This is a genomic window from Idiomarina abyssalis, assembly GCF_900116625.1.
Classification (GTDB): domain Bacteria; phylum Pseudomonadota; class Gammaproteobacteria; order Enterobacterales; family Alteromonadaceae; genus Idiomarina; species Idiomarina abyssalis.
Window position 1 is genome coordinate 133,413 of sequence record NZ_FPBE01000006.1, and the last position, 13,776, is coordinate 147,188.

The 13,776-nt window shown below is 45.7% G+C and carries 16 protein-coding genes; 12 read left to right on the forward strand and 4 right to left on the reverse strand.

From position 1 onward, the window contains the following. Nucleotides 1-116: 116 nt before the first annotated feature. From rnr to dnaB, 11 genes are all read left to right on the forward strand, one after another. Nucleotides 117-2,426, forward strand: coding sequence for a ribonuclease R (gene rnr / locus BM359_RS11030; protein WP_054489155.1), 2,310 nt, complete (start codon nucleotides 117-119; stop codon nucleotides 2,424-2,426). Next, nucleotides 2,423-3,169, forward strand: coding sequence for a 23S rRNA (guanosine(2251)-2'-O)-methyltransferase RlmB (gene rlmB, locus BM359_RS11035; protein WP_054489152.1), 747 nt, complete (start codon nucleotides 2,423-2,425; stop codon nucleotides 3,167-3,169). The genes rnr and rlmB overlap by 4 nt, the downstream gene beginning before the upstream one ends. Further along, nucleotides 3,159-3,590, forward strand: coding sequence for a hypothetical protein (locus BM359_RS11040; RefSeq protein WP_054489150.1), 432 nt, complete (start codon nucleotides 3,159-3,161; stop codon nucleotides 3,588-3,590). Before rlmB ends, BM359_RS11040 begins: the two co-directional genes overlap by 11 nt. Nucleotides 3,591-3,727: 137 nt before the next feature. Beyond that, nucleotides 3,728-4,078: a 30S ribosomal protein S6 gene (gene rpsF / locus BM359_RS11045; protein ID WP_054489148.1), complete on the forward strand. Its 351-nt coding sequence runs from the start codon at nucleotides 3,728-3,730 to the stop codon at nucleotides 4,076-4,078. Nucleotides 4,079-4,102: 24 nt separating this feature from the next. Further along, nucleotides 4,103-4,402, forward strand: coding sequence for a primosomal replication protein N (gene priB / locus BM359_RS11050; RefSeq protein WP_011235167.1), 300 nt, complete (start codon nucleotides 4,103-4,105; stop codon nucleotides 4,400-4,402). Nucleotides 4,403-4,412: 10 nt separating this feature from the next. Continuing rightward, nucleotides 4,413-4,640: a 30S ribosomal protein S18 gene (gene rpsR / locus BM359_RS11055; protein WP_011235166.1), complete on the forward strand. Its 228-nt coding sequence runs from the start codon at nucleotides 4,413-4,415 to the stop codon at nucleotides 4,638-4,640. 41 nt (nucleotides 4,641-4,681) lie between these two features. Further along, the gene (gene rplI, locus BM359_RS11060) at nucleotides 4,682-5,134 is read left to right on the forward strand and encodes a 50S ribosomal protein L9 (RefSeq protein WP_054489146.1); all 453 of its coding nucleotides are present in this window, start codon (nucleotides 4,682-4,684) and stop codon (nucleotides 5,132-5,134) included. A 134-nt stretch (nucleotides 5,135-5,268) separates the two neighbouring features. Further along, entirely contained in the window at nucleotides 5,269-5,793 is a 525-nt protein-coding gene (locus BM359_RS11065; RefSeq protein ID WP_054489144.1) for an RNA polymerase sigma factor, read from the forward strand. Beyond that, nucleotides 5,786-6,301: a hypothetical protein gene (locus BM359_RS11070; RefSeq protein ID WP_054489141.1), complete on the forward strand. Its 516-nt coding sequence runs from the start codon at nucleotides 5,786-5,788 to the stop codon at nucleotides 6,299-6,301. Before BM359_RS11065 ends, BM359_RS11070 begins: the two co-directional genes overlap by 8 nt. 13 nt (nucleotides 6,302-6,314) lie before the next feature. After that, the gene (locus BM359_RS11075) at nucleotides 6,315-7,277 is read left to right on the forward strand and encodes a DUF4097 family beta strand repeat-containing protein (RefSeq protein WP_054489139.1); all 963 of its coding nucleotides are present in this window, start codon (nucleotides 6,315-6,317) and stop codon (nucleotides 7,275-7,277) included. A 95-nt stretch (nucleotides 7,278-7,372) separates the two neighbouring features. Continuing rightward, nucleotides 7,373-8,767 (forward strand): replicative DNA helicase, encoded by a 1,395-nt coding sequence (dnaB, locus tag BM359_RS11080; protein WP_054489137.1) that lies wholly within the window; start codon nucleotides 7,373-7,375, stop codon nucleotides 8,765-8,767. 6 nt (nucleotides 8,768-8,773) lie between these two features. On the opposite strand, the gene BM359_RS11085 is transcribed toward dnaB, so the two are convergent. Genes BM359_RS11085 through zur form a run of 4 tightly spaced genes read right to left on the reverse strand, consistent with a single transcriptional unit; the run spans nucleotide 8,774 to nucleotide 12,559 of the window. Beyond that, nucleotides 8,774-9,244, reverse strand: a complete 471-nt coding sequence (locus tag BM359_RS11085) for a chemotaxis protein CheX (RefSeq protein WP_054489135.1) — start codon at nucleotides 9,242-9,244, stop codon at nucleotides 8,774-8,776. Between the two features lie 3 nt (nucleotides 9,245-9,247). Next, nucleotides 9,248-9,754: a DUF6702 family protein gene (locus BM359_RS11090; protein ID WP_054489132.1), complete on the reverse strand. Its 507-nt coding sequence runs from the start codon at nucleotides 9,752-9,754 to the stop codon at nucleotides 9,248-9,250. Next, the gene (locus BM359_RS11095; protein ID WP_054489130.1) at nucleotides 9,747-12,077 is read right to left on the reverse strand and encodes a M1 family metallopeptidase; all 2,331 of its coding nucleotides are present in this window, start codon (nucleotides 12,075-12,077) and stop codon (nucleotides 9,747-9,749) included. The genes BM359_RS11090 and BM359_RS11095 overlap by 8 nt, the downstream gene beginning before the upstream one ends. A 41-nt stretch (nucleotides 12,078-12,118) precedes the next feature. Beyond that, a complete protein-coding gene (zur, locus tag BM359_RS11100; protein WP_054489128.1) occupies nucleotides 12,119-12,559 on the reverse strand; it encodes a zinc uptake transcriptional repressor Zur in 441 nt (146 codons plus the stop codon). Nucleotides 12,560-12,716: 157 nt separating this feature from the next. Between zur and dusA the strand changes: the two genes are divergently transcribed. Beyond that, nucleotides 12,717-13,715, forward strand: a complete 999-nt coding sequence (gene dusA / locus BM359_RS11105) for a tRNA dihydrouridine(20/20a) synthase DusA (protein ID WP_143441145.1) — start codon at nucleotides 12,717-12,719, stop codon at nucleotides 13,713-13,715. Nucleotides 13,716-13,776: the final 61 nt, after the last annotated feature.

A 13,776-nucleotide genomic window follows, 5' to 3' on the forward strand; every position in this document is an offset into this window, starting at 1 on the left:
TTTCTTCTTTGAAATCCCGAACGAAAATAGCAGAAGCACTGACATTATCCTTTTCAGCACGTATACTGTCCGCATCGGTCGTCCTTAACCGTGCAACCATACATATATAGGATTCTATGTCAGATAATCAGCAGAACAACAATACGCCAGACTACGAAGTCGAAATTCCAAGCCGCGAACAGTTATTGGAACTTGTTACTTCCAATAAGAAACCTGTTCATTTTGACGAGTTTATTCGCCATTTCAACCTGGATGACGAACGTCAGGCTGTTGGCTTAAAACGTCGGTTGCGGGCAATGGAGCGCGACGGGCAGCTTATTTACAGTAAAGCAAATGCTTATGGTCTGCCTGAGCGTATGGACTTGATTAAAGGTCGTATCATTGGTCATAAAGACGGTTTTGGTTTCTGCCAGACTGAAGACGGCGGAAAAGATCTCTTTATTCCGCATCACCAAATGTATTCTGTATTACACGGCGACCGAGTACTCGTTCAGCCTAGTGGTAAAGACAGTCGGGGTCGCACCGAAGGGCGTATTGTACGTGTTACGGAGCCAAGAGACAGTAACATTGTTGGCCGCTACTTCATTGAACACGGCTTAGGTATTGTAGTGCCGGACGATGGTCGCATTAGTCAGGATATCCTCATTCCGGATGCGGATAAAAGTGGTGCTCGTCACGGTCAGTTAGTTGTTGTAGAGATAACTCGTCGGCCAAGTCGTCGCACCAGCCCCATAGGCCGGGTGACCGAGGTTCTGGGTGAACATATGGCGCCTGGCATGGAAATTCAGGTGGCTATTCGCGAGCACGATATTCCCACTGAATGGCCATCAGAAGTTGATGAAGAATTAAAAAAATACAGTGAAGAGGTTCCGGCAGAAGCTTATGAAGGACGTAAAGACCTACGTGAACTTCCGCTTATTACTATTGATGGTGAAGACTCTCGCGACTTTGATGACGCGGTTTGCTGTGTGCCTGAAGAGAAAGGTTGGCGTTTATGGGTCGCTATAGCCGATGTTTCCTATTACGTAAGACCCGATACGGTGCTTGATAAAGCAGCAACTGATAGAGGGAATTCGGTTTATTTTCCCAGTAACGTTATTCCTATGTTACCGGAGAAGCTTTCAAACGGCTTATGTTCATTGAACCCCGATGTTGACCGTCTGTGTATGGTTGCAGAGATGGAACTTGGACCTCGTGGGAAACTGAAATCGACTCAATTCTACCCGGCAGTAATGAAAAGTCATGCTCGTCTGACTTACAACAAAGTTAAGAAGTTGCTTGATGGCGACGAAGAGCTGCAACAACAGTATCAGCATGTGATGGACAACGTTCAGGAGCTTGAACGTCTTTACAATGCGTTAAGTGCTGCCCGCAAACGCCGTTCGGCTATCGAATTCGATACGCAGGAAACCCGCTTCATTTTTAACGCTGAGCGTAAAATTGAAAGTATCGAGCCGGTTAAACGTCATGTTGCTCATAAAATTATTGAAGAGTGCATGATCATGGCTAACGTGGCATCCGCCCAGCTTATTGAGTCTGACAAAGAAATTGGCGCGTTATTCCGTGTGCATGAAACCCCGGCGGATGAACGTCTTAACAACTTCCGCAGTTTTCTTGGTGAACTTGGCCTGAATCTCGAAGGTGGTGATGAGCCCTCTCCGAGGGACTACGCGACACTGCTTGAACAAGTTAAAGATCGTCAGGATCACGAACTTATTGAGACTATGTTGCTGCGTTCAATGCAACAGGCCGTTTATCAGCCTGAGAATAAAGGCCATTTCGGTCTGGCATTGAAATCTTATGCACACTTTACTTCACCTATTCGTCGTTATCCCGATCTGATTTTGCATCGTGCGATAAAAGCTATTCTGCGCAAAAATGAAGGCGAAGGTAAAGGGCTTGTCGGAGCCTGGGCTTATTCGGAAAAACAGCTGGATGAACTGGGCGTGCATACCTCAATGACAGAACGTCGGGCAGATGATGCGACTCGTCAGGTAGATGAGTGGTTAAAATGCGAATTCATGCTCGACCACATTGGTATGGAGTTTGAAGGGGTTATTTCATCTGTTACTAACTTTGGTTTATTTGTTCGTCTTAGTGACTACCAAATTGACGGTCTTATTCATATTAGTAACCTCGACAATGACTATTACCATTTTGATCAGCAAAAAGGGATGTTAGTTGGCGAGAACAGCCACAGCGTATTCCGTCTGGGTGATAACGTTAAAGTGAAAGTTAAAGACGTAAACCTGGACGACAGAAAGATTGATTTAACCTTACTGGAAGCGACGAGCCCGGGTGGCAAAAAGCGCAGTATGCCGGCAAAAGGTTCTGGAAAGGGTAAACGTAAAGGTCAGCCCAGAGGCAAGGGTGGCCAACGGAAAAACACAAATCGCGGTGGCGGTAAAGGACGTAGTAAGTCATGAGCCAAAAAGTGACCGTGTTTGGCCTGCACGCGGTGCGGGCTATATTAAAAAACCACCCGGATCGTTTGGTTGAGCTCTATGTTTCTAAAGAACGCCAGGACGATTCGGTGCGTGACATTGTAAACCAATGTCACGCGACGGGAGTTCGTCCTCAATGGGTGCCTAAACAAGCTTTAGAAAAACGAGCCGAAGGCGGGAATCACCAGGGGGTGGTTGCAACGGTTCAGTCTCCACCTACCTTAACGGAGCAAGATCTTCCGGGGTTATTGGAACAAAGGGAACCCGCGGCGTTGTTTCTGGTGCTTGATGGCGTAACTGACCCGCATAATTTAGGAGCCTGTCTACGTACAGCCGATGCCGCTGGTGTAACAGCTGTTATTGTCCCTAAGGATAAATCGGCACAGATCACGCCAACGGTACGTAAAGTCGCTTCTGGTGCGGCAGAAAACGTGCCTATGGTTGTTGTTACAAACTTAGCGCGGGCTCTGCGCGATATTCAGGAGCTGGGCGTCTGGGTGTACGGTACGGCAGGGGAAGCGACTCAGTCAGTCTACGATGTCGATTACCGCGGACCGGTGGCTTTGGTGATGGGCGCTGAAGGAAAAGGAATGCGCCGTTTGACCCGCGAAACTTGTGACGATTTAGTATCTATTCCTTTATCTGGCAGTGTCAGTAGTCTGAATGTTTCAGTAGCCAGTGGTGTGTGTCTATTTGAGGTAGTCAGGCAGCGCAATGGATCTTAAACGTCGTCTTTTGCCTATTGCTATTGCTTTAGGCATGGTTGCTGTGCTCTTTGTAAGCTGGACGCCTAACTGGGAATCTCCCACCTGGTTGCGCTCAGAAAAGCCTTATGTTGCTTTTCATTTCGAACTGCAGGATGACGCTGAAAAGTCGGTGGAAAACTTGGCTTTTGATATCAGTAATCGCCTGGAAGTCAGACACGAATGGCACAGGGTCGAGGACAATAACGCTGAGTGGCAGGTGAATCTGGTGTTTCAGAACCAGCAGGAAGCGATACAAATTGATGCCACTGTAAGACGTCAGGAAAAGATTGTTGATCATATTGTTGTACGCGGAGAAATTGCCGTGGCTAATGAGTTAGCCGACCGCATTGTTGCTCTGCTCAGTTCCCGCATTGAAAAAGCCCATAAAAACGCCGATTAATTTGCAATTGGCGTTCATTTTAGTTAGTATCGCGCGGCTTAAATCAGCCATATTTTAATTTTACTGAATGTGTTCCTTGCTTCTATGTTAGTGCGGCTGAGCTAAACTGAGGCTATACGAACCAAAAGGAAACTGTAATGCGTCATTACGAAATCGTATTTATGGTCCACCCGGACCAAAGCGAGCAAGTACCTGGCATGATCGAGCGCTACAGCGAAACGATCAAGCAAGGTGGTGGTCAAATCCATCGTTTAGAAGACTGGGGCCGTCGTCAATTGGCTTACCCAATCAACAAACTGCATAAAGCTCACTATGTTCTGTTGAACATTGAAGCGTCTGCAGAAGTTGTGGAAGAGCTTGAAACTGCATTCCGTTTCAACGATGCAGTCTTACGCAACATGATCATGCGTAAGAAAGAAGCTATTACAGAGCCTTCGCCGCTGACTAAGCCGAAGGAAGATCGTAAAGGTGACAGTGAAGCAGCGTAAGCTTGCTGACTTTCTATAACCCTTATGAATCGACTGCATTTAACCGGAACACTTGGCAAAGTACCTAAGCTGGAAACCAGCCCTTCAGGTATTGAGCATTTACAATTAGTGATTGAACATCGTTCTATGCAACCGGAAGCCGGTATGAATCGCCAATCTTATGTGCGTATTCAGGTCGTTTTAAGTGGTGAAGGTTTACAACACTGGTTAGAAAAATTGACGGTGGGTTGTGAAGTTTTAGCAGAAGGTTTTCTGCACCGTCACGAGGATAGCAATGGCTCACCTCGTTTGGTACTTCATGCTCAGCATCTCGAATTGATTTAAGGAGACCATCATGGCTCGTTTTTTTCGTCGCCGCAAATTCTGCCGCTTTAAAGCAGATGGCGTAAAAGAAATTGATTATAAAGATATCGCTACGCTTAAGAACTACATTACTGAAACTGGTAAAATCGTTCCTAGCCGTATTACTGGAACATCCGCTAAGTATCAGCGTCAGTTAGCGCGCGCTATCAAGCGTGCTCGTTATTTGTCACTGCTGCCTTATACTGATTCACATCAGTAAGCTAGCACCGGTTCGATTACCAAAAGTAGAGGTAGCGAGAAATGAATGTCATTTTGTTAGATAAAATTGCTAACTTGGGAAGCCTTGGCGATCAAGTCAGTGTAAAATCAGGTTACGCACGTAACTTTCTTTTCCCTCAAGGAAAAGCAGTACCTGCAACGAAAAGCAACGTTGAACTGTTTGAACAACGTCGTGCTGAGTATGAAGCTAAATTAGCTGATCACTTAGCTGCTGCGGAAGCACGTGCTGAAAAAGTTAATGCTTTAGATACAGTCACTATTGCCTCTAAAGCAGGTGATGAAGGCAAATTATTTGGTTCTATCGGTACTCGTGACATCGCTGATGCAGTAACAGCTGCAGGCGTTGAAGTGAAGAAGAGCGAAGTATTAATGCCGCACGGTACACTGCGTGAAGTTGGTGAGTTCGATATCGAATTACATTTACACGCTGATGTATTTGCAAACATCAAATTGAAAATTGTAGCGGCTGAGTAAGTCACTATAGTTTTTAGAAAAAGCTGCCTTATGGCAGCTTTTTTTTTGGAAAATTTTCATTCGTGTAAACCTTTCCTGTGTAAGTGTCGTCTAAACTAACAAAGCAATTATAAAGTGGTATCAGGGAGATAACCTTGCAACGTGAACCAGCCAGTGATGACGTGCTATTAGCGGCGCAAGGTGACGTGGACGCTTTTCAGCGACTGTATTACCGACATATAAAGCAAGTGTATGGATTAGTGCTTAGACTCTGTGCTGATAAGGCGCTCGCAGACGACTTAGTTCAGGAAGTTTTTGTGCAACTCTGGCAAAAATTAGGCTCCTTTCGGGGCGAATCAAAATTTAGTAGTTGGTTGTATCGGGTAACAACCAATATCTGCCTAACCGAAATACGTAAACAAAAGCGATGGTTTTCAAGGTTTACCTCTGACAGCAAAGAGACTTCAGAACCAATAAATGAAGGTAACTTCGATGTGAGCCAACTGGATAAACTGATTTTAAAATTACCGGAACAGACCCGGCAGGTCTTTGTTTTACATGCTTTGCAAGGTGAGTCCCATCAACAAATTGCCGACTGGCTGGGAATTGCGCCAGGCACCAGTAAAGCGCAGTTTCACCGGGCTCGTAAACGTTTAGAGGAGTGGCTACAAGATGAGTGATAACAAACAGGCTCAAAACCTTGAAGACCAACTCGAACAGATTAAAAAGGAGGGTATTGAGCCTCCTCAAGACTTCTGGCCGGTGATTGAGAACCGACTGAGTCACTCCGAGCCTCTGGCAAAAAAAGGGCGGGGTTTTTGGTCTGGTGCGGTAGCCGCGAGTATTGTTATTGCTACCTTCATGGCAGGATGGCAGCTTAGTGTGCCGAAGTCACTGGATAATCCCGTGACCGGGTACTATTTATTGGCGGAAAAAATGAATGCAGAGCAACAGGCACAAATATATAGCATGCGTGTTGGCTATGAAACGGCAGGTTACCGCCAGGTGAATGGTAATACTGAAGAGAATTTAACCCAGCTGGCTTTTGCCAGAGAAGAAATTACAGAGTCCCTGCGCAAAACACCTGGAGACCCGAACTTATTGGAATTATTGCGTTGGGTTAATGAACAGGAATTAAAGTTACTTAGTCAATCTTATACGTTGACCAAGACCGTACAAGAAATCTAACCAGGAGTTAAAAATGAAAAAAATATTAACCATAGTTGGTTTATCGCTACTTATGTTCGGCTCTGCTATAGCAGCTCAGGAAAAGGTGGATGAAACGCTGGCTGTTTCACCAGCGGCAAGGGTCTCTATTGATAATATGAGAGGGAAGGTTGAGCTTATAGTAAATGACAAAGATGAAATTCGGGTTGTGGGAAAACTCGATGAAAAAGCGGAAGACTTTGTTTTTGAACAGAGGGGGACAGGGGTTCACATTAACGTAAAAGTACCTGAACAAAGAGGCTTTAACGTGTCTTCAGACGACTCTGAAGGTTCAGATCTCAAAATATACCTGCCTTCATCTATGGATATTAGTGTCAATGGTGTCTCCATGGATGTCTCTGCAAATGACTTTGATGGCGGCCTGGAAATCCGCTTGGTTAGTGGTGACATAGAGGTTAGTGGCATTAAAAACCGGGTGCTTTTAAAGACTGTCAGCGGTGATATCGATGCTGAAGAACTTGAAGGAGAGGTTCGCTTCGAAACCGTTAGTGGCGACATTATGGACATTAACAATGGTTCAGAGTCAGCGACTTATCAGTCAGTAAGCGGTGATATTACCAGCCAGTCAGATTCTGTTGCGGAACTTACAGTGCAGTCAGTGTCAGGCGATATTGATGTTAAAGCCGGTGTACTGCGCAAAGGGAAAGTGACAACAGTCAGTGGCGACGCCATACTGACCGCCGGCTTGCACAGTACTGCTCGCATAGAGTCCAGTTCGGTAAGTGGGGACTTAACCTTTAAGTGGATGGGCGATATTCATTCCAGCTTTAATATTAAGTCTAATGCAGGTGGTGAAATCACCAACCGACTAACTGATGATAAAGCCAATGAAGCAGAGTGGGGCCCATCGTCCAGACTGGAGTTCTCTGTCGGTGACGCAAGTGCAGATGTTTCAGCGACAACCGTTAGCGGTGAAATTACACTCGATAAAAATTAAATACTTCAGTTAAGCCTTGCTGTGCTTTCTAAATAAGAGGGGATTTTGTATAGTAATCCCCTCTTATTATTTCCCTTGGCGAGACAACTTTCCTCATGGCAGAGAAGTCAAAAAAACGCGACGCATCCATAGAAGCTTTAAGATCAGCTCCACATTCAATTGAAGCGGAGCAGTCCGTTCTTGGTGGACTCATGCTGGACAATGATGCCTGGGATAATGTCGCCGGCAGTGTCATCGCAGAAGACTTCTATCACCGCTCGCATCGACTCATTTTCAAAGCAATGCACGAGCTTGCGCAGCGTAGTCAGCCAATGGACTTAGTTACCGTCTCTGAGACCCTGGAAAGCTCTGGTGAATTAGAACAGGTTGGCGGGTTCGCATACTTGGGAGAGATTGCAAAAAATACACCAAGTGCCGCTAATATACTCGCCTACGCAAATATTGTCCGCGAGCGAGCGGTATTGCGTGAGATGATAGGTGCAGCAAATGAAATTGCTGAGTCCGGCTATGATACACAAGGGCGCAGCAGCGCAGAGCTTTTAGACTTAGCCGAATCTAAAGTCTTTCAGATAGCAGAGAAACGTGTCAGCTCAAGTGAAGGGCCGCAAGGCATTAACCTGATTTTGCAGCGCACGGTTAGCCGTATTGAGCAATTAAGTAAACTTAAAAACAATAATGGCGTAACCGGTGTGTCGACCGGCTTTACCGATTTGGATCAAATGACTGCCGGGCTACAACCTTCCGATTTGGTTATCGTTGCAGCACGTCCTTCTATGGGTAAGACAACCTTTGCTATGAACCTGGCTGAGAATATTGCGCTTAACGATGACCGGCCAGTGTTGGTATTTAGTTTAGAGATGCCTGCTGAGCAGTTAATGATGCGTATGTTGGCGTCGCTAAGCCGGGTTGATCAGAATAAGGTGCGTACGGGTAAACTTGAAGATGATGACTGGGCGCGCATTGCCTCGGTCATGAATATGTTAAATGATAAAAACAATATATACATAGACGACTCTTCAGGCTTAACGCCTACCGAAGTTCGTTCCCGTGCCCGCCGTATTCATAGAGAACACAAGGGTATTTCTATGATTATGGTCGATTACCTTCAGCTCATGACAGTACCGGGTATGTCGGAGAACCGGACACTAGAAATTGCCGAGATCTCGCGTTCTTTAAAGTCCCTGGCGAAAGAATTGGAAGTGCCGGTTGTCGCACTGTCGCAGCTTAACCGTTCATTAGAGCAACGCTCGGACAAGCGTCCGGTTAACTCAGACTTACGTGAGTCAGGTTCTATTGAGCAGGATGCAGACGTCATTATGTTTATCTATCGGGATGAGGTTTATCATCCCGAATCAGCGGAACAAGGCCTGGCGGAAATTATCATTGGTAAGCAGCGTAACGGGCCTATTGGCAGGGTAGAGCTGAAGTTCCATGGGCAACTATCGAGGTTCGATAACTATGCCCGTAACATTAGCGACGACCGTTACTAATCGTCGCTAGTTAATTCTGTCGAAGCAGATTTCAATATAAGCTTTTCCGGCGACATGATTGAACGGCATAATCAGTTTTGAACCTTCTGATTTGTGCGAAATGGTATGGTCCTTTCCGGATACCACTATCGGTGTTGCCATATCAAAATCATAGCCTTTTTCACCCAAAGTTTTTTTTGCGCCACCAGTGACCATATTGGTGATTTCACCGACCATGTCACACACATCTTCATTAATTGAGTCCGGCAGCTCGCCTAACATCTTGTTCATTATTTCGCAGGCTAAGTTCTCTTCAAAAGATATGGAAAATGAGCCTTTAATTTGCGGTCCGACCATACCGATGATGCCCGATACATCCCCACGAGCGTACTCATCTTTTTTAAGCTGCGCTTTACCGGGTTTCAATTCCATTTGAGCCATCATCGACAAGACATTTTGCAGTGCCTGAAGAAATGGATTTACGAACTCGGCATTCATTGTTTATTCCTTTATATCTTGCTGACACTTAATTGTGTCAGATGTGTTTTCAATGGTTAAAATTAGACTACGATTACCATAGTCATCAACAACATTGATAGTATTTACCTGTGCTGAAAAATTGTTCATCAAAAGCGTATTGGATAATGTCCACCTGCACAGGTTATCACGCTTAGGGACTTCCTGATAAATCCAAATTTTCTGATAGTCTGCTTCAAAACCTACCCAGCTTGGTTTAACGGTTTCTCCCTGGGCGTTTGTGAGTTGAAACTCTTCATTTACCCAGCTACGAATTTGCTTTTCCGCATCTTCTTGCTCAAGTCTGAAGGCTTTACCCAGCCGCTTTTTCAGCGCCTGCTGTACGTCGTGCAAAGTATATTGATGCACAATTTCAATAGCATCGGTGTTCTTGTTGGTGCTAATTTCGGTCAACCCAAAAAAGTACCGATGCGCTGATACCGAGGGTATCAGCGCAAAAGTCAGAACAATAGCAGCAACGAATTTAATCATCGTTACCTGACTCCAACTCCTGGTTATAGTCTTCCATCATGCTCTTATTACGGTCATCTCGTTTGAAAAGCTCAATTCGTGATGGTACAGCACGAGCCGGCCAATAATTATTATCGGTGTCTACGTCTGCTGTTTCCCAGTTAGGGTCAACAATGACCTGAGTAAGCGTTTTATCACGGATTAATAACTTACTGACGCTCTCTGGTGAACGTCGCCAAACTTCAGCAGGAATACGAACATGCTCTTTAGTACCGTCTTCATAGTGAAGGTCTAGCAAGATAGGCATAACTAAGCCGCCTTTGTTAGCAAAGTCGAGCACATAGAAATTACTGCCGTTTTCCAGCATTTGTTTCTGTTCGTCATTGAGTCCTTCAATGAGTTTTCTGTATTCGTTACGGTCTGCATTAGTTACCGTAAACTCATCGTTCTCGTTATAGAAGTCGGCAAGCTGTGGTTGTTGATGAATTTTATAATTAACATCGGCGTTGCGCTTGGTGGTTAAAGATTCAGGCTCTGCATCATGCTGTTCTTCCGCCCAGGCTTTTTCAACTTCCGGATCCTGAGTATTAATCGTTAACTGGTTAACTTGTTCCAGCGAGATATCAACATGGTCAGTCGAATAGAACCAGCCGCGCCAGAACCAATCCAAGTCGACCCCTGAAGCATCTTCTAAGGTTCTGAATAAATCTTCTGGTGTCGGGCGTTTAAATTTCCAACGCTGCGCGTATTCGCGAAATGCGAAATCAAACAGGTCGCGACCGACAATGGTTTCACGCAGTATATTTAGAGCGGTAGCTGGCTTCCCATAGGCGTTATTACCGAACTGCAGGATAGACTCTGAGTTGGTCATAATGGGCATCTGGTTACTACTGGCCATGTAACGGGTAATGTTACGCGGCTCACCACGCCATGAAGGGTAATCTTTTTCCCATTTTTGTTCAGCCAGGAATTGCAAATACGTGTTTATTCCTTCGTCCATCCAGGTCCATTGACGCTCATCCGTATTGACGATCATCGGGAAGTAAATATGACCAATCTCGTGAATAATGACCGAAATTAAGCCGTATTTCGTGCGTTTGGAGTAGTACTTCTCACCCGAGTCTTCGTCAACGTATGGACGAGGGCCATTGAAGGTTATCATTGGGTACTCCATACCACCGACAGGCCCATTGACTGAAATTGCTACCGGGTAGGGGTAGTCAAAGCTATAGTCATTGTAATGCTCAATGGTGTGGATAATAGAAGCCGTTGAGTAACGCTCCCATAAAGGGTTGCCTTCTTCGGGGTAGAAGGACATAGCCAGTACATCAGTGTCGTTTTTCTTGTAGCCCTGAGCGTCCCAGATAAATTTGCGTGAGGAAGCCCAGGCAAAATCACGAACTTTCTCAGCTTCAAAAATCCAGGTTTTGGTTTGGCTGGTCCCTTCTTTTTGGTTCTCCAGAGCTTCTTCTTCGGTAACAATTTTTATTGGTTCGTCGGCGTTACGTGCAGCTTCCAGACGCTGGCGTTGGATGGACGTCAGAACATCTTCCGGGTTCTGTAAAACACCGGTAGAGGCAACAATGTGATCCGCCGGAACCGTAATTTCTACACGGTAGTCACCGAACTCCAAAGCGAACTCCCCATTGCCGACAAACTGTTTGTTCTGCCAACCTTCAGCGTCATAATACGCTGCCATACGAGGGAACCACTGTGCCATTTCGTACAAGTAGTTGCCGTCTTCTTCAAAGTATTCGTAGCCGCCGCGACCGCCCAGCACCTCAGCTTCAATGATGTTGAATTGCCAGTTGATATTAAATGTGACGCTATCACCACTTTTTAGCGGCTCACTGAGATCAAGCCGTAACATGGTGTCGTTAACATAATGCGCAAGCGGTTCACCATTTTCTTTACTGATTTCAGTAAGCTCATAGCCAGCAGGAAAGCTTTCCTGAGTTAACATACTTTCCATACGGGAAAAACTAACACGCTCTAAACTTCCTGTGGCCCGGCTTTGTGGCCCGATAGAGTCCTTTTTGAATCGGTTTTGATCAAGCTGAACCCACAAGTAACGCAGGGTGTCTGGTGAGTTATTGGTGTAAGTAATGGTGCTTTTAGCGGTAATACGTTGATTCTCGTCATCTAACGCGACCTGGATCTTATAATCGGCTTCTTGTTGCCAGTATGCGTGGCCGGGCGCTCCGGACGCTGTCCGGTAGATATTTGGACTGCGAAATTTGTCGTCGTTCAGTTGACGGAACTGATCCTCGAATGCCTGGGCTGTTGCCGCTTGGTTTACGGTAAAGCAAACCGCTGCAGCCGCTAAAAGATGACTGAGTTTCATTGTGCTACCTATTGTTATTTATTATTTATGGGTACAACTATTCAATGGCACTTAGCGCACAAGCCATGTGCCTCTATAGTTTGGTTTTGAACTTTAAAGCCTTGATCTTCCGCCTGGTGCTTTAACTCGTCATAAACACCCTCAGACTGAATTTCCTGAACGTCTCCGCAGGATTCACAAATGAGCATTTGCACAGGATGCTGATGATCAAAATGTGAGCAAAGAACAAAGCTGTTTGATGATGTGATTTTATGAACGAAGCCTTGCTCTTGTAGAAAGTCTAGAGCGCGATAAATAGTAGGAGGTTTTGCGTTTGGCATGACCTCACGCAGTTGATCGAGTAAATCGTAGGCTCCGACAGCTCCTGAGTGCTCAGCGAGTATTGCAAAAACTTCGCGCCGGGCATTTGTGAGTCGGGCACCGCGTTGTTGGCAGAGCTTCTCTGCTTTATGTATCAATCGTTGTGCTTCTTGAGCTGTCATTGTCTACTACTATTTAAGATCGTTCTGGTCATTGTAGAGAGTTTTACAGGCAAGGAAAAGGGTTTTACGGAAGAGGCTGCTTAGTCGCCTATTCTGAGTTAAAATGTCAGGCAATTACTCGAAATTTATTGACTAACTTTTTAACCGGGTGGATGTTTTGGCTGTACCATATTCTTACAAGCTCTCAGTAGCGCCTATGCTTGACTGGACCGATCGTCACTGTCGGTACTTCCATCGTTTACTAACATCAACCACCCTTCTTTATACTGAAATGGTGACGACTGGCGCTATTATTCATGGCCAACAGGATTTTTTAGCATTCAACTCAGAGGAACACCCCGTTGCGCTTCAATTGGGAGGCTCTGAGCCTGACGCAATGGCTCACTGTGCCGCTTTAGCCCAAGAGCGGGGCTATGATGAAGTTAACATTAATGTTGGTTGTCCTTCTGACCGGGTTCAGAATGGAAGTTTTGGTGCATGTTTAATGGCGGAACCTAAAAAAGTAGCTGATTGTGTGAGCGCGATGAAAGCGGTTACCGATATTCCCATAACGGTAAAGACCCGACTCGGAATAGACCATCAGGACTCCGATGACTTCCTTTATCAGCTAACTGATGCCGTAGTCGCAGCAGGTGCCGACCAATTGACTTTGCACGCGCGCAAAGCTTGGTTACAAGGCCTGAGTCCTAAAGAAAACAGAGATATTCCCGAGTTGCAATATGAGCGTGTTTACCGGGCACAGCAACGGTATCCCGGTATTCCTGTTTCGATTAATGGCGGAGTTGCAACTATTGAGGACGTTAAAGAGCATTTAGCTCAAGTTCAAGGTGTGATGATAGGGCGAGCGGCTTATCAGAACCCCTGGTTGTTGACTGAGTTGGATTCGTTGACGGGGGTTGAGCGGTCAGAGTTGTCCCGGGAAGCGATTGTTACCGCAATGATACCTTATATCGATAACCATATCCGTCAGGGTGGCCGAGCATGGCACGTGGCCAGACATATGCTGGGACTCTTTCAGGGAATGGCCGGGGGGAAGCGTTGGCGACAGTATCTTAGCGTGAAAGGTCCGAGGGCGACTTGTGCTGAGCAATTGCTTTACGGTGCCTTGGCGTTTCGGGATGACCACAGTCAACATGTTTCGTCACTAACCTCATAAATACACTAAAAATTAGTGAAAAACACTAACCTGCTGAAGGTAAGGTTTTTACTGTTAATTC